Below are 15,776 nucleotides of genomic sequence, written 5' to 3' on the forward strand. Positions count from 1 at the left end.
AAAAAAAAAAGCGCCGTCGGGCGCAGAGCGTTCCGACGGCGTTTGAATTTTTGGGCGTGATGTCAATTCGCGGTTGCCGACACGCCGTTCGATTTCGTCTGCACGGACATCAGCGAGGGCATGGCCGAACGCACGATGTCGTCCGGACGGCCGGTTGACCCGGCGAATTCACGGCTCAGATAGTCGAGCGCATAGTCGATGAAATAACGCGTCTTCGCGGGCAGATACTGCCGCCCCGGATAGACGATCGATACTTTCATGTCGGGGTCGTCGATCGAATATTCCGGCAGCAGACGCACGAGCGTGCCGTCCTTCAGATCCCCCTGCACGATGCCTTCGGGCAGAATCGAAAAGCCCATGCTCTTCAGCGTGGCGAGACGCACCATCAGACCGTTGTTGACCGAATACACGGGCGCGAGCGTGATCTGGTCGGCGGCGCCGTGGCGATGCCGGAAGTGCCAGGTCTGGCTGCGCATCTCGTTTGGCAGTCCGACCGAAGACAGGCTTTGAAGATCGGTGGGCGAGGCAGGCAGACCGTGCTCGGCGACGAACGCGGGCGTTGCCACCGGCACGAGGGCATTGGTGCCGACGGGCCGTTCGATAAGCGCGGTGCTCGACACCATGAACGCCGTGACGATACCGACGTCATAGCCGTCCTCGACGAGATCGACATGCCGTTCCGCAAGCGTGAGGCGCACGTTGACCTTCGGATAAACCTTGCGGAAGCCGTCGATGAGCGGCGTCAGCGTAAGCAGCGAAAGCGCACTCGACGCGACCACACGTAGCGTGCCGCTCGGCTCGCCCTCGGTGTGCGTGACGGTCGATTCCAGATGATCCAGTTCCTCCAGCAACGCACGGCAGCCTTCGAGATAACGCGTGCCGGCTTCGGTGAGAGACAAATTGCGGGTTGTACGGTTGATAAGCCGAGTCCGTAAATGCGCTTCGAGCATGGCGATTGCCCGAGTAACCAGCGCATTTGAAACGTCGAGTTGCTGGGCCGCGCGGCGGAAACTTTCCGTATCCGCGACGCGGACAAAGACCCGCATTGCGTGAATCTGATTCATCTTGTTGCCCTCTCTCGGTGAGTTGTGAAACACGGACCTTCGCCTATATGACAAGCGTGCGTCCACTTATTGACCAAGCTATGAAACCGATAATATTGACAGAATCGGAAGATTGCAATATTTAAATGAGAAGTCGACATGACGGCAGGCTTTTTGTGTGTAACGTAACGCAGGAAAATCCTTACTGGGCTTGAGTTTGCGGGGATGTGTACGCGCAGTTGTTCGGTGTAGAGGTGCCAGCCATTTGATACGCTTCGATTCTAGATACAGATGAGCCCGTTATTCGATTTAACTATATATATGTTGCGCTCACTTAAGAAATCGAATTTTATGCAAGCGGACTTTAAAAGCTCGCATTGATATATCAGTGGTCGTAATTAAAAGTTTTTGCTTATCGAAGATGCTCGTTAGTTAGTTTAATTTCATAAAGCTGACAAACGTGACATGTTCGAGCCTCGTTTTAGTGTCGGGACGGAGAAGCTTTTTCAGCCTCAACAATAATAGGCGGCGTCATGATATGGAATCTGCTCTCCGCGCAGCCTGAAATCGCGCTCTTTGCCAGCCTGGCGATCGGTTACTTCATTGGCTCGTTCAAGCTCGGGCCGATTCAACTCGGCGGCGTGTGCGGCACGCTTATCGTCGCGTTGATTCTCGGGCAGAGCGGCGCCCGAATTTCTCCCGAACTCAAAAACATCGCCTTTGCGCTTTTTATCTTCGCGCTCGGTTTCACGGGCGGTCCGCAATTTTTCGCCAACATCGGGCGCGGCTGGCGCTATGGCGCGCTCTCCATCGTCGAAATCGTCGTCGTGGTCGCGCTCGTGCTGGGCGCGGTCGTCATTCTCAAGCTCGACGCGGGGACGGCTGCCGGCCTGCTCGCCGGCGGCGCGACCGAATCGGCCGTCGTCGGCACGGCATCGGAAGCGATCAACCGGCTCGGGTTGCCGGCCGCCGAAACCGCGCGGCTGCAGGCAAACATTGTGACCGCCTACAGCGTGAGTTATTTGTTCGGCCTGGTAACAATCGTGCTTTTCGTGAGTCAGTTCGCGCCGCTCATTCTGCGCGTGAATCTGCGCGACGAAGCCGAGCGGCTCTGGCGCAAGCTCGGCGGCGACGGCGCGCTCGCCGCGGGTCAGACGCCCGCCGCGCCGCCGCTCAGCGGACGCGAACTTCGGGTGACGACGGGCGCCGGGCAGAGCATCGGCGAGCTGGAAAAGCGTTTCGGCGACAACATCAGCGTGCAGCGGGTACAGCGCGACCGCGCAATCATCAAGGCGCAGCCGGGCGTGATTCTGAAAGCGGGCGATTGCGTCATGGTCGGCGGGCGGCGCGAGGCGCTCATCGAGGCGATTCCCATGATCGGCGAAGAAGTCTTCGGCGGCGGCGTCTCGGATGTTTTCGTCGAGCGTGTCGACGTGATGCTCACGCGCAGCGCGGTGCACGGTCTCACGCTCGCGCAGGTGCGCGCACGCGCCGCGCCCGCCGATGCCCACGGCGTGTTCGTCGCGGCCGTCACGCGGCTCGACAGCACGATTCCCGCGCTCGCCAGCACGCAGGTGCAACGCGGCGACGTGCTGACGCTCGTCGGCAACAAGGAAGACGTCGCGCGCGGCGCGGCGAAGCTCGGCTACGTGATCCGCACGACGCAAAAAACCGATTTCGTCTTTCTCGGTCTGGGCGTGCTGCTGGGCATCGCGATCGGGCGGCTGTCGGCGCATGTCGGCGGCATCGATCTGACGCTCGGCACGGGCGGCGGCTGTCTGCTCGCGGGGCTGCTGTTCGGCTGGATTCGTTCGCGCTATCCGCTGATCGGCTCGTTGCCGTCGGCGGCGGCGCAGATCCTGAAGGACTTCGGCCTGTGCACGTTCATCGCGGCGGTCGGGCTGTCGGCGGGGGCGGATGCGCTGCGCCTCATCCGCGAATTCGGCATCGCGCTGCCGGTCGCGGGCGTCGTCATTACGCTCGGGCCGGCGCTCGCGTCGCTTGTCGTCGGGCGCTGGCTGCTCAAACTCGAAGTGCCGATGCTGCTCGGCGCGATCGCCGGCCAGCAATGCAGCACGCCGGCCATCAGCGCGCTCGTCGGCGTGACGGGGAACGCAACGCCCGTCATCGGCTACACGATCACGTATGCGCTCTCCAACGTGCTGCTGCCGCTGCTCGGGCCGGTGGTGGTCGGGCTGGCGAGCAAGCTCGGGTAAGCCGACGTTCCGAACCGCGAGGACGCGATGGACTGGCTCCACACGATTTTCCAGAAGTCACCCGAATCGGCGCTGTTTTTGTCGCTGGCAGTGGGTTATCTGATCGGTCAGATCAACTTCGGCAAGTTTCAGCTGGGCGGCGTGGGCGGATCGCTGATCGCGGCGGTGGTCATAAGCCAGGCGGGCGTGCAGATCGACAACGGCGTGAAGTCCGTGATGTTCGCCGTGTTCATCTACGCGGTCGGCTACGACTCCGGACCGCAGTTCTTCAATTCGATCAATCGCAAGACGCTGCGCGAAATCGCGATGGCCGTGTTTCTCGCGGTGACGGCGCTCGTCACCGTGATCGTCTGCGCGAAGCTGTTCGGGCTGAACAAGGGACTGGCCGCCGGACTCGCGGGTGGCGCGCTCACGCAGTCGGCGATCATCGGCACGGCGGGCGATGCCATTGCGCGGCTCGGTCTTTCCGCCGATGAGACGAAGGCGCTGCAGGCCGACGTGGCGATCGCCTACGCCGTGACCTACGTGTTCGGCTCGCTCGGGGCGATCATCGTGTGCGTGAACCTGCTGCCGAAATTCATGGGGCAGAGTCTGAAGGACGCGTCGGTCGAGGCGGAGAAGGCGCTTGCCGGCGGCGCGTCGGCGGGGCCGGGGCCCGGGCAGATTTCCGCGCTGCCGGCGCTGGTCGGGCGCGCGTATCGCGTGACGCGCGGCGGCGCGGCGGGGCGCACGGTTGCGCAGATCGAAATGGACGATCAGGACCTGATTGCCATCGAGCGAATCCGGCGCGCGGGCCATGCGCTGGAGCCGCGCCCGGACATCATGCTGGAGGCGGGCGATATCGTGCTCGTGGTCGGACGGCGCGAAGTGATGGTGAGCGCGGCGGCGCATATCGGCGAGGAAGTCGCGGATACCGACGGCATCAGCGTCGTCATGCAGAAGCGCCAGGGCGTGTTCACGAAGCGCGGCATGAACCGCACGACGATCGCCGCGGTGCGCGCCACCGTCGACCGCGACTTGCGCCACGGCGTCTATATCCACGACATCTCGCGCGCGGGCCTGGCGCTGCCGGTGCTGCCCGAAACGCAGCTCGAACACGGCGACGTGATCACGTTCTACGGCTCGCCGCAGGACACCAAACGCGCCGTCGATGCCGCCGGTTACGAGCTGCCGTACACCGACAAGACCGACTTCATCTACATGGGCGTGGGCATCGTGCTCGGGCTGCTGATCGGGCTGGTGGTCGTCAACGTGGGCGGCATTCCGCTCACGCTCGGCTCGGGCGGCGGCTGTCTGCTCGCGGGACTGCTGTTCGGCTGGATGCGCGGCAAGCATCCGATGTACGGCGTCATGCCGCCGGCCGCGTCGCAGTTGCTGAAGGACTTCGGGCTGGCGGCGTTCGTCGCGGTCGTCGGGCTGAATTCGGGGCTGCAGGCGGTCGTGACGGTCAAGCAGAGCGGCCTCACAATCTTCCTCCTCGGCGCGTTCGTCACGCTGTTTCCCCTCGTGCTGACGATGCTCTTCGGCCGCTACGTGCTGCGCTACGACAACGCCGCGCTGCTCGCAGGCGCGCTTACCGGGTCGCGCAGCGCGAATCCGGCGTTCGGCGGCGTGCTGGACAAGGCGGAGAGCGCCGTGCCGACGGTGCCGTTCGCCATCACCTACGCGCTCGCCAACGTGTTGCTGACCTTGCTCGGACCGCTCGTGGTGGGGCTTGTCTGAGCGCGATGCCATCTGACGGCGACGTCGCGGTATCCTCGAACCTTGATCCCAGACAAGAGGAGTGTCCGCCGATGTCGAACCCGAAACTCGTCGTCAGTCTGCCGACAGGCGAAACTATCCCGAAGCTCGGTCAGGGCACGTGGGAAATGGGCGAGCGCCCGAACGCGCGCAAGAGCGAGATCGCCGCATTGCGCGAGGGCGTCGAACTCGGCATGACGCTCATCGATACCGCCGAAATGTACGGCGACGGCGAGAGCGAGAAACTCATCGCCGAGGCGCTGGGCGGCGTGCGCGATGAGCTTTTCATCGTGAGCAAGGTGTATCCGCACAACGGCAGCGAGCGCGGCGTGCAGGCCGCATGCGAGCGCAGCCTGAAGCGCCTGAAGACCGATCGCATCGATCTTTATTTGCTGCACTGGCGCGGCGGCGAGGATCTGGAAGGCGTGGTCGCGGGCTTCGGCAAATTGCAGCGCGACGGCAAGATTCGCCATTGGGGCGTGAGCAACTTCGACACTGACGACCTCGAAGAACTCTTTTCGATCGACGGCGGCGACGCCTGCGCAACCGACCAGATTCTCTACAACGTCGCGCGACGCGGCCCGGAGTTCGACTTGCTGCCGTGGCTGCGCGAGCGCCGCATGCCCGCGATGGCCTATAGCCCGGTCGATCACGCGCGTCTGCCGCGCGGCGGCGCGCTCGAAAAGATTGCGGCGGCGCGCGGCGTGTCGGCGTTTCAGGTGGCGCTCGCGTGGGTGCTGCAACAGCCCGAAGTGTTCGCGATTCCAAAGGCCGCCGACGTCGCGCACGTGCGAGAGAACCGCGCGGCGCTCGATCTTCACCTGTCCGCCGACGACCTCACGGAGATCGATCAGCAGTTCAGGCCGCCGAAGTCGAAGCGATCGCTCGAAATGCTTTGAAGCGGCGCGCTCGGGAACGCTCAAGCCGGCGCATCACGTACACGCGTGATGCGCATGCACCGAGCCGAGCACGGCAACTTCCGCGGGCGTGCGCTTGAGATCCGCTTCGTTGACCTGTTTCGCATCGGCGAGGAAGTCGTCGATGATCGACGACACCTTCGTGTCCGTCAGGCACAGCGAAATGCGCTTTGTCTCGCCTTCGGGCATCGACGCACGTTGCGACACGAACAGCACGCCGTACTGATAGCCGCGCACGATGCCACGCACGGCGCCCACGCATTGCCCTTGCGCGGCGTTGTCGGATTTCGCGGCGCATTGCTGCGCGAGCGAGTAGGCCGAGAAGCTCGGATCGGACGCGCCGGGCGTCGGGGCCTGCGTGGTTTGCGCATGCGCGGCGCCTGAGGCGGCCAATGAAGCCGCGAATGCGGCGGTGAAAGTCAGACTGGCGAGCGCGACGGAAAGGGCGGGTTTCATCGGTTGAATCCTCGTTGTTGTTGAACGTCGAACCGATGAGAGACGCGCGGGGCCGCTTTGGTTCCGACGAATGATCAGCTTGCCGGACGTTGCAGCGCGCGCAGTTCGTCGATGGGAATGTGGCAATGAATCGCGTGTTCGTGGCCGGCGTCGCCGGCGTGGCGGCAAGGCGGCGTTTCGGTCTCGCAAATCTCGCCGATCTTGCGCGGACAGCGCGTGTGAAACACGCAGCCCGAAGGCGGATTCGCCGCGCTCGGCAACTCGCCCGACAGACGGATACGCTTCGCATGCGTGCCGTCGAGCGACGGCACCGAGGACAACAGCGCTTCGGTGTACGGATGCTGCGGGCCGTCGAAGATATCGCTCGCACGGCCGATCTCCATGATGCGCCCGAGATACAGCACGGCGATACGGTCCGACAGATAGCGCACGACATGCAGATCGTGCGAGATGAACACATAGGAGACGCGGCGTTCGCGCTGGAGGTCGGCGAGCAGATTGAGGATCGCGGCCTGCACGGAAACATCGAGCGCGGATGTCGGTTCGTCGCAGACCACGACGCGCGGGTCGCCCGCGAAGGCGCGCGCAATCGCCACGCGCTGCTTGAGTCCGCCCGACAGATGCCGCGTGCGCGAGCCCAGATAGCGTTCCGGCAGACGCACGGCTTCGGTCAGCGTATGCAGGCGCTTTTCCTTCGCGTCGCCATGCAGCGAGGCCAGCTTCGACAGCGACCGCGTGATCAGCCGCCGCACCGAATGCGCGCGATTCAGCGCGGAATCCGGATTCTGAAACACGATCTGCAGCGACTTCACTTGCTCGTCGCTACGCTGAGTCACGCGTTCGGGCAGGTTCGCGCCGTCGAGTTCGAGCGTCGCGCCTTTGTCGGGCGACACGAGGCCCAGCAGCAGCTTGGCGAGCGTCGTCTTGCCGCTGCCCGATTCGCCGACGAGCCCGAGCGTCTCGCCCTGCACGAGATCGAGCGAGACGTCGTGGACGGCGCGCACTTCTTCGTCGCCGACGCGGAATGTCTTCGAGAGATTGCGCGCCGAAAGCGCGAGCGGCGCACTGGCGTCGGCGGCAAGCGGAAGCGGCGCTTCCTCGGTCGAGCGCGGTAGCGTCTGCGCGCGTTCGTGATAATGGCAGCGTGCCATCTGGTCGCCGTGCGCCGACGCCACGCGATACGGCGGCGGCGCTTCTTTCAGGCAGCGCTCGTCGGCGAGCTTGCAGCGCGGCGCGAAGATGCAGCCCTGCGCAATCGACCCCGGCAGCGGCAGCGAGCCGGGAATCGTGTCGAGGCGGCCGGTTTCCTTGCCGCGGCCCGCGCGCGGCAGACAGCGCAGCAGACCGACCGTGTACGGATGACGCGGCTGCGCGAAGACATCGGCGGTCGTGCCTTCTTCGACCAGCTTTCCCGCGTACAGCACGCCCACGCGATCGCACATGCGCCCGATCACCGCGAGGTTGTGGCTGATGAAGAGCACGGCCGTGCCGAGTTCCGCGCGCAGTTGCGCGATCAGGTCGAGCACCTCGGCTTCGACGGTGGCGTCGAGCCCGGTCGTCGGTTCGTCGAGGATCAGCAGTTCGGGATTGCACGCGAGCGCCATCGCGATGACGACACGCTGCTGCATGCCGCCCGACAACTGATGCGGATAACTCTCCATCACGCGCTCGGGCGAGGCGATGCGCACGCGTCTGAGCATGTCGATGGTGCGGGCGAGCGCGTCGTCGGCGGAAGCGCCCGTGACTTCGAACGCTTCGGACACTTGCCGCGCGATCGTCAGCGACGGATTGAGCGCGCGCCCCGGATCCTGATAGACCATCGACACGGCGTTCGCGCGCATGCCGCGCAAGGCGTCGGCGTCGAGCGCGGCGACGTCGCGGCCGCCGATCGCAATCTTGCCCGCCTTCACGCGGCCGTTGCGCGGCAGATAGCGCAGCACCGCGAGCGCCGCCGTCGACTTGCCGCAGCCCGATTCGCCGACAAGCCCGTACGCCTCGCCGCGCCGCACGCGCAACGTGACGTCCTGCAGCACTTCGCGCTCGCGTCCGCGCGAGCGGTAGGCAACCGTCAGGCCGACGATCGTCAGCGCATCGGCCTGATCGCCTTTCGCGGCGCCGAAGGTGGGAAATGGCGATGGCGGCGGTCCGTTCATCGGTCGAGCACTCCTTGCACCGCATCCGCGACGAGATTCACCGCGATCACGAGCGAGGCGATCGCGGCGGCGTCGAACACGACGGTCCACCATGCGCCGCCCGCCATCAGCGTGTAGCTTTCGGACAGCGCGAGGCCCCAGTCGGCGGACGGCGGCTGAATGCCGAAGCCGAGGAACGAGAGCGTCGCGACCGCGAAGATCGCGTAGCCGAGCCGCACCGTCGCCTCGACGATGATCGGCGGCAGCACGTTCGGCAGAATCTCCGCGAACATGATGTAGAGCGCGTTTTCGCCGCGCAATTGCGCCGCGAGCACGTAATCGAGATGGCGCTCGCCCAGCACGGCGGCGCGCACCGTGCGCGCGGTGATCGGCGCGAAGGTAAGGCCGATGACGAGAATCACCGTCGTGTTGCTCGCGCCGACGGCCGCCAGCGCGAGCAGCGCGACGATCACGAGCGGCAGGGCGAGCAGCGCATCGATTGCGCGGCCGATCACGGCATCGACCCAGCCGTCGAAATAGCCGAGCACCAATCCGATCGCCGTGCCCGCCGCGGTGCCGAGCAGCGTCGCGAGCGGCGCGATGGTGAGAATGTCGCGCGAACCGACAATCACGCGCGCGAATACGTCGCGGCCGAGCTGGTCGGTGCCGAACCAGTGATCGGCGGAAGGAGGCCCCAGCGAATTGAGCGGATCGGACGCGTAAGGATCGAGCGGCACGAGCCAGTGCCCGAAGAGCGCGCACACGACCCAGAAGAGCAGAATCAGCACGCCGAGATCGAAGGTGGCCGAGCGCGCGAGCGCGCCGAGCGCCTCGAAGCGCTTTTGCCGGGGCTGCGCGAGTGCGGGCGTGCTCATCGCGCGTCTCCGCTCGAATCGGTGGTGCGCAGGCGCGGATTAAGCACGACGTACAACGCATCCGCGATCAAATTTGCCGCCGTATAAATCACGCCGATGGTCAGCACGCCGGCTTCGAGCATCGGAAAGTCCTTGCCGCGCGCGGCGGTGTAGATCAGCGAGCCGATGCCCTGATAGTGGAACAGCGTCTCGACAACCACGAGTCCGCCGATCATGTAACCGAGCTGCGTCGCTGCGACGGTGATGGTCGGCAGCAGCGCGTTGCGCAGCACATGCCGCAGGATCACGACGCGCTGCGGCAGGCCCTTGAGAATCGCGGTGCGGGTGTAGTCGGCGTCGAGCGCCTCGACGGTGCCCGCGCGCGCCATCCGCGCGATATAGCCGAAGAACACGAATACGAGCGGCAGCACTGGCAGGATCAGATGCTTGAGTTGCGTGAGGATGCCCGCGTCGGCGGGCGCGGTCGCCTCGATCGGCAGCCATTGCAGCCACACGCCGAAAATCAGGATCAGCACGATCGACGAGACGAATTCCGGCACGACCGTCGCCGTCAGTCCGCCGATGCTGATGAGCCGGTCGATCCAGCGTCCCGCGTGCAGCGCCGCGTACACGCCGCCCGCAATGCCGAGCGGCACCACGACGACGAACGCGAGCGCGCCGAGCTTCGCCGACGCCCACAGCGCGTTGCCGATAAACGGCGCAACTGGCGCGCGGAACGCGTAAGACTCGCCCATGTCGCCGCGCAGGAAATGGCTGATCCAGCCCGCGTATTGCGTGAGGAGCGGCCGGTCCACTCCCAACTGATGATTGAGCGCCGCGACCGCGCGCGCGTCCGCGAGCGGACCCAAGATCGCGCGGCCCACGTCGCCGGGCAGAAGCTGGCCGCCAGCGAAGACGATCATCGACAAGAGCCACAGCGTGATCAGCGCGAGCAATACGCGCACGCCGATGAAGCGCACGATGCGTTTCGTTTTGGCGAAGTCGGCGACGTGCGCCGTCGGCGTGAGCGTGCTCATCGCGTCAGGTTCCCACCGTCGCGCGGTCGAACCACATCTGCGAGATCGCGTTGAAGCGCACGCCGGAGACGCTGGCGCGCGTGACGATCAGCTGGTCGTAGAAGTAGGGGATCACGACCGGCGTTTCGTCGAGCAAGAGGCGCTGGATCTGGCCGGACAGCTTTTTCTGCGAGGCGACATCGAGCGCGGCGACGAACTGCGCAACGAGCTTGTCGTATTCGGCGTTCTTGAAGTGCGCCGCGTTCCACGTGCCGCCGCTCGTGAGCGGTGCGTTGAGAAATACGTTCGGCACGCCGCGATGCCCGTAATCCGTGATGCCGAGCGGCGAATCGAGCCAGTCCGACTTGCCGAACGTGCCCGAGCCGTAATAGAGATCCTGACTCTCCACCTTGAGCGTGATGCGAATGCCGACCGCCTTCGCCGCGTTCTGCACGACGACCGCGAGATCGGGAATCTCCATGTATTTCTCGGTCGTGAGCGTGACGTCGAAGCCGTTCGCGACGCCCGCTTCGCTCATCAGCTGCTTCGCCTTCGCGATGTCGATCTTGCGTTGCGGCACGGTGAGATCGCTCGACGGAAACACCGGTGCGAACGGGCTATCGTTGCCGACCTGCGCGCGGCCGCGGAACAACCCCTTGACGATGACCTCACGGTCGATCGCGAGCGCCAGCGCCTGTCGCACGCGTTTGTCCTTAAACGCGCCCATATCGCAGCGCATGTGGATTTGCCGGTGCGAGCTCGACTTCGTGCCGAGCACTTTGAACTGCGGATTCGTCAGCATGGAGACGCCGCCCTGGACGGTAAAGTCGCCCATGACGTCGGCCTGGCGGCCCTGCATCGCGAGCAGTTGCGCCTGCTGATCCGCGTAGAAGGAGAAGCTCACGCGATCGGGCAGCGACTTTTCGCCCCAGTAATCCGGATTGCGCACGAACGACGCGCCGACTTTCGGCGTGTACTTTTCGAGCTTGAGCGCGCCCGTGCCCATGAAAGTCTTTTCGTAGGGGCCGGTGAAGTTCGCGGGCAGAATCACCGCGTTATACGTATTCGAGGAAACGTAATACGGGAAATTGCCGTTGGGCGCATCGAGATGAAACTCGACGGTGTGATCGTCGGTGGCCTTCGCCGAATCTTTCGACAGCACGCCCTTGAGCACCGACAGCGCAGCCGAGCCCGTGCCCGGATCGGACAGACGATTGAACGTGGCGACGACGTCCTTCGCGGTCATCGTCTGGCCGTCGTGGAACTTCACGTTCGGGCGCAGCTTGAAAGTCCAGACATCGCCCTTCGCATTCGACGACCACGACAGCGCGAGCGCGGGCCGCAGGGCGAGATGCTCGCTGTCGTCGTCGATCAGGAATTCGCCGGTCTGGTTGATGAGCGCGAGACCTGCCGCGTCGGTCACCGTGAGCGGATCGACGGCGCCCGCGGGCATCAGATGCGCCACGCGGATCGTGCCGCCGGGCTTGCCCGCGCTCTGCGCGCGCGCGGCCGGCATGCCGAAGATGCTGCCTGCGCTCAGCGCGAAACCGAGCACGCTCGCATGGCGCAGCAACTCGCGGCGCGTGAGGCGGCCGGCCCTGAACTCGTCGATCGCGTGATTGCCCAGTTCGCCTGCGTGTGCGCGGGCCGTTTCTAAGAGATACGCGTCGGTCGAAGGTTTTTTCATCGTGTGCGGATGGGGTAGCCGGTGTTGTCGTTGATGTCGTGGTCCGCGGGCGGGCGGTCCGATCAGCCGCGCCGCAAAAAAGCGCCGCCGCGTCGTGGACGGGAAGCAAATTGCGCGCCGCGTCGTCGATGTCGTTGTTCGTTTCCGCCGCCGGGGATGCCGGCGCGCGTCAGTGATCGTGCGGATGCTTGTGGATCGGATCGACCCAGAACACTTCCTCGGGCGTCTCCACGGCATCGATATTCAGATTCACCACGACCGCTTCGTTGTCGCTGCGCACGAGCACGCATTCGAGCGGGTCATCCGTGCTGGCGTTGATTTCCTGATGCGGCACGTAGGGCGGCACGAAGATGAAGTCGCCGGGACCGGCCTCGGCGGTGAATTCGAGGTGCTCGCCCCAGCGCATGCGCGCCTGGCCGCGCACGATATAGATCACGCTTTCGAGCGCGCCGTGATGATGCGCGCCGGTCTTCGCATTCGGATGGATCGTGACGGTGCCGGCCCAGATTTTCTGCGCGCCGACGCGCGCCGCGTTGATCGCGGCCGCGCGGTTCATGCCCGGCGTCTGTGCCGTGTTGGTGTCGAGCTGATCGCCCTTGATGACCTTGACGCCGTGTTCGCGCCAATCGATTTGATGTGGGTCGCTCATAGCGGTTTCTCGTCTGCGGATAAGGAAAATCCGTTGCCGGCCACCAACTTAGCCGGAGCAACGGACTTCCGATACTACACGTTCGTTTGCTTGCTTACGTACACACTCAGGCTTACGCGCTCAGGCCGCGATCACTTCCCCTTCGAATTGATGATCGCCTCCGACACGTTGCTCGGCGTCTCCGCGTAGTGCTTGAACTCCATCGTGTAGGTGGCGCGGCCTTGCGTCAGCGAACGCAGCGACGTGGAGTAGCCGAACATCTCGGCGAGCGGCACTTCCGCGCGCACCAGCTTGCCGCCGCCGCCCGCGATATCTTCCATGCCCTGCACGATGCCGCGTCGCCCCGACAGATCGCCCATCACGTTGCCCATGAAATCCTCGGGCGTCTCGACTTCGACGGCCATCATCGGTTCGAGCAGCACGGGTTTCGCCTTCCGCATCGCTTCCTTGAAGGCGATCGAACCGGCCATGCGGAACGCGTTTTCGTTCGAGTCGACGTCGTGGTACGAACCGAAGGTCAGCCGCACCTTCACGTCGACGACCGGATAACCCGCCAGCACGCCTGCCTTCAGCGTCTCCTGAATGCCCTTGTCCACCGCCGGGATGAACTCGCGCGGAATCACGCCGCCCTTGATCTGGTCGACGAACTCATAGCCCTTGCCCGGGTCCGGCTCCAGCGCGATCACCGCATGACCGTACTGGCCGCGTCCGCCGGACTGCTTGACGAACTTGCCTTCGACGTCCTCCACCTTGTTGCGCACCGTCTCGCGATATGCGACCTGCGGCTTGCCGACCGTCGCTTCCACGCCGAATTCGCGCTTCATCCGGTCGACGAGAATTTCGAGGTGCAGCTCGCCCATGCCGGAGATGATCGTCTGGCCGGATTCCTCGTCGCTCGTGACACGGAACGACGGATCTTCCTGCGCAAGCCGGTTGAGCGCGATGCCCATCTTCTCCTGATCCGCCTTGGTCTTCGGCTCGACGGCCTGCGAGATCACCGGTTCAGGGAAGATCATCCGTTCGAGAATGATGACGTGATTCGGATCGCACAGCGTGTCGCCGGTCGTCGCCTCCTTCAGACCGACCGCCGCCGCGATGTCGCCCGCGCGCACTTCCTTGATTTCCTTGCGCTCGTTCGCGTGCATTTGCAGAATCCGGCCCAGGCGCTCCTTCTTTTCCTTGACCGGGTTGTAGACCGTGTCGCCGGAATTCACCACGCCCGAATACGTGCGGAAGAAGATCAGCTGGCCGACGAACGGATCGGTCATGATCTTGAAGGCGAGCGCGGAGAACGGTTCGTCGTCGCTCGGATGACGTTCCGCTTCCTGGTCGTCTTCCGTGTGGCCGAGAATCGCGGGCACGTCGACGGGCGAGGGCAGATAGTCGATCACGGCGTCCAGCATCGCCTGCACGCCCTTGTTCTTGAACGCGCTGCCGCACAGCATCGGCACGATTTCGTTGGCGATGGTGCGCTGTCTGAGCGCCGCCTTGATCTCGTCCTCCGTCAGACTTTCGTGGTCTTCCAGATACTTTTCGAGCAATTCCTCGCTCGATTCCGCCGCCGCCTCGATCATCTTTCCGCGCCATTCGTGCGCGAGTTCCTTGAGGTTGTCGGGAATCTCCTCGTAGGCGAACTTGATGCCCTGGCTGTCTTCATCCCAGAGAATCGCCTTCATCTTGACGAGATCGACCACGCCCTGAAAGTGCTCTTCCGCGCCGATCGGAATCTGGATCGGCACCGCGACGCCCTTCAGACGCTCGCCGATCTGCCGCTGCACGCGGAAGAAGTCGGCGCCCACGCGGTCCATCTTGTTGACGAACGCAATGCGCGGCACCTTGTACTTGTTCGCCTGACGCCACACGGTTTCGGACTGCGGCTGCACGCCGCCGACGGAGTCGTAGACCATGCAGGCGCCGTCGAGCACGCGCATCGAGCGTTCGACTTCGATGGTGAAGTCGACGTGTCCCGGCGTATCGATGATATTGATGCGATGCTCGGGATAGTTGCCGGCCATGCCCTTCCAGAAGGCGGTCGTCGCCGCCGACGTGATCGTGATGCCGCGTTCTTGCTCCTGCTCCATCCAGTCCATCGTGGCCGCGCCGTCGTGAACCTCGCCGATCTTGTGCGTCACGCCGGTGTAGAAAAGGATGCGCTCTGTAGTCGTGGTCTTGCCGGCATCGATGTGAGCGCTGATCCCGATATTCCGATAGCGCTCGATGGGAGTCTTGCGGGGCACGTGAACCTCCTGTGGATATGGACCCGTGGTCAGCCATGCGGCGACCAGCAGCGCGGCGAAACAATTCGCGACGCGGCGCGCTGAATCTTTTTAGGATAGCGCGTTGGCAAGCTCTTTGCAGGAATCCTGCCAGCCGCGAGAAGGGGCGGGGCGTAATGCACAGGCGAAAAAAAACCGGCGGGTTACGCCGGTTCGGTCACCGCGGCACGACATGCGCCGTGCCTTTCACAATGAACGCTCACTGAGCGGACGGCAAGCCCTTGATCTGCGTGCCCGGCTTGATGCCCTTCGCCGCGAACCAGCCTTTCGGCATTTCGAGCGCGTACACGCCGTTGTTGCGCGGGCAGTGATTGTTTTCCGTCTCGGCCTGCATCTCGTCGATGTCGGTGATCGTGCCGTCGGCGCGGATAAACGCGATCGACAGCGGAATCAGCGTGTTTTTCATCCAGAAGCAGTGCACGGCGTTCTCGTTGAACACGAAGAGCATGCCTTCGTTGGCGCCGAGTTTCGAGCGATACATGAGACCTTGCTCGCGATCGGCATCGTTCGCGGCGACGGCGGCGTCGATCACGTACATGCCCGCCGTGAGTTTCGCGCGCGGAAAGTCGGACGGCTGCTTGGCGCCCGGCGGCATGGTCTGCGCCTGCGCGAGCGGGAGCGCCGCGAACGGCAGCACTGCGGCGATCACGCACGCGCGAACCACGGCGGCAAAGCGTGAACGCGAGATCGAACGAGTCGAAGCGAATGGGGACATGAAGGCACGCAACAACAGATTCACGACGATGCTCCTCTCAAGACAAGGTTCTGCCGAAACAGGCGGCCCGCGCAT

General features: G+C 64.4%; 12 protein-coding genes. 3 read left to right on the plus strand and 9 right to left on the minus strand.

The genetic code is table 11. From position 1 onward, the window contains the following. Positions 1–62: 62 nt before the first annotated feature. Complete coding sequence (locus BRPE64_RS02650; RefSeq protein WP_016344470.1) at positions 63–1,064, minus strand: LysR family transcriptional regulator; 1,002 nt, start codon at positions 1,062–1,064, stop codon at positions 63–65. Between the two features lie 512 nt (positions 1,065–1,576). On the opposite strand from BRPE64_RS02650, the gene aspT (BRPE64_RS02655) reads away from it, so the two are divergent. The 3 genes from aspT (BRPE64_RS02655) (at position 1,577) to BRPE64_RS02665 (ending at position 5,898) form a co-directional block, all read left to right on the plus strand. Further along, a complete protein-coding gene (gene aspT / locus BRPE64_RS02655) occupies positions 1,577–3,259 on the plus strand; it encodes an aspartate-alanine antiporter (RefSeq protein WP_016344471.1) in 1,683 nt (560 codons plus the stop codon). A 27-nt stretch (positions 3,260–3,286) separates the two neighbouring features. After that, on the plus strand, positions 3,287–4,981 hold the full coding sequence (gene aspT, locus BRPE64_RS02660; protein ID WP_016344472.1) for an aspartate-alanine antiporter: 1,695 nt from the start codon (positions 3,287–3,289) through the stop codon (positions 4,979–4,981). Between the two features lie 71 nt (positions 4,982–5,052). After that, a complete protein-coding gene (locus BRPE64_RS02665; RefSeq protein WP_016344473.1) occupies positions 5,053–5,898 on the plus strand; it encodes an aldo/keto reductase in 846 nt (281 codons plus the stop codon). A 33-nt stretch (positions 5,899–5,931) separates the two neighbouring features. Here BRPE64_RS02665 and BRPE64_RS02670 read toward each other — a convergent pair whose 3' ends face one another. From BRPE64_RS02670 to BRPE64_RS02705, 8 genes are all read right to left on the minus strand, one after another. After that, positions 5,932–6,372, minus strand: a complete 441-nt coding sequence (locus tag BRPE64_RS02670; RefSeq protein ID WP_016344474.1) for a hypothetical protein — start codon at positions 6,370–6,372, stop codon at positions 5,932–5,934. A 74-nt stretch (positions 6,373–6,446) separates the two neighbouring features. Continuing rightward, positions 6,447–8,525: a dipeptide ABC transporter ATP-binding protein gene (locus BRPE64_RS02675; protein WP_016344475.1), complete on the minus strand. Its 2,079-nt coding sequence runs from the start codon at positions 8,523–8,525 to the stop codon at positions 6,447–6,449. Continuing rightward, on the minus strand, positions 8,522–9,379 hold the full coding sequence (locus BRPE64_RS02680) for an ABC transporter permease (protein WP_016344476.1): 858 nt from the start codon (positions 9,377–9,379) through the stop codon (positions 8,522–8,524). The genes BRPE64_RS02675 and BRPE64_RS02680 overlap by 4 nt, the downstream gene beginning before the upstream one ends. Next, positions 9,376–10,395 carry an ABC transporter permease gene (locus tag BRPE64_RS02685; protein ID WP_016344477.1) on the minus strand — a complete coding sequence of 340 codons (1,020 nt, stop codon included), beginning with the start codon at positions 10,393–10,395 and terminating at the stop codon, positions 9,376–9,378. The genes BRPE64_RS02680 and BRPE64_RS02685 overlap by 4 nt, the downstream gene beginning before the upstream one ends. A 4-nt stretch (positions 10,396–10,399) precedes the next feature. After that, positions 10,400–12,061 (minus strand): ABC transporter substrate-binding protein, encoded by a 1,662-nt coding sequence (locus tag BRPE64_RS02690; protein ID WP_016344478.1) that lies wholly within the window; start codon positions 12,059–12,061, stop codon positions 10,400–10,402. 169 nt (positions 12,062–12,230) lie between these two features. After that, complete coding sequence (locus tag BRPE64_RS02695) at positions 12,231–12,710, minus strand: cupin domain-containing protein (protein WP_016344480.1); 480 nt, start codon at positions 12,708–12,710, stop codon at positions 12,231–12,233. A 131-nt stretch (positions 12,711–12,841) separates the two neighbouring features. Then, positions 12,842–14,947 carry an elongation factor G gene (gene fusA, locus BRPE64_RS02700; protein ID WP_016344481.1) on the minus strand — a complete coding sequence of 702 codons (2,106 nt, stop codon included), beginning with the start codon at positions 14,945–14,947 and terminating at the stop codon, positions 12,842–12,844. Positions 14,948–15,185: 238 nt separating this feature from the next. Beyond that, positions 15,186–15,701, minus strand: coding sequence for a DUF192 domain-containing protein (locus tag BRPE64_RS02705; RefSeq protein WP_144063308.1), 516 nt, complete (start codon positions 15,699–15,701; stop codon positions 15,186–15,188). Positions 15,702–15,776: the final 75 nt, after the last annotated feature.

It is taken from the genome of Caballeronia insecticola (assembly GCF_000402035.1).
In the GTDB taxonomy this organism is placed as follows: Bacteria; Pseudomonadota; Gammaproteobacteria; order Burkholderiales; family Burkholderiaceae; genus Caballeronia; species Caballeronia insecticola.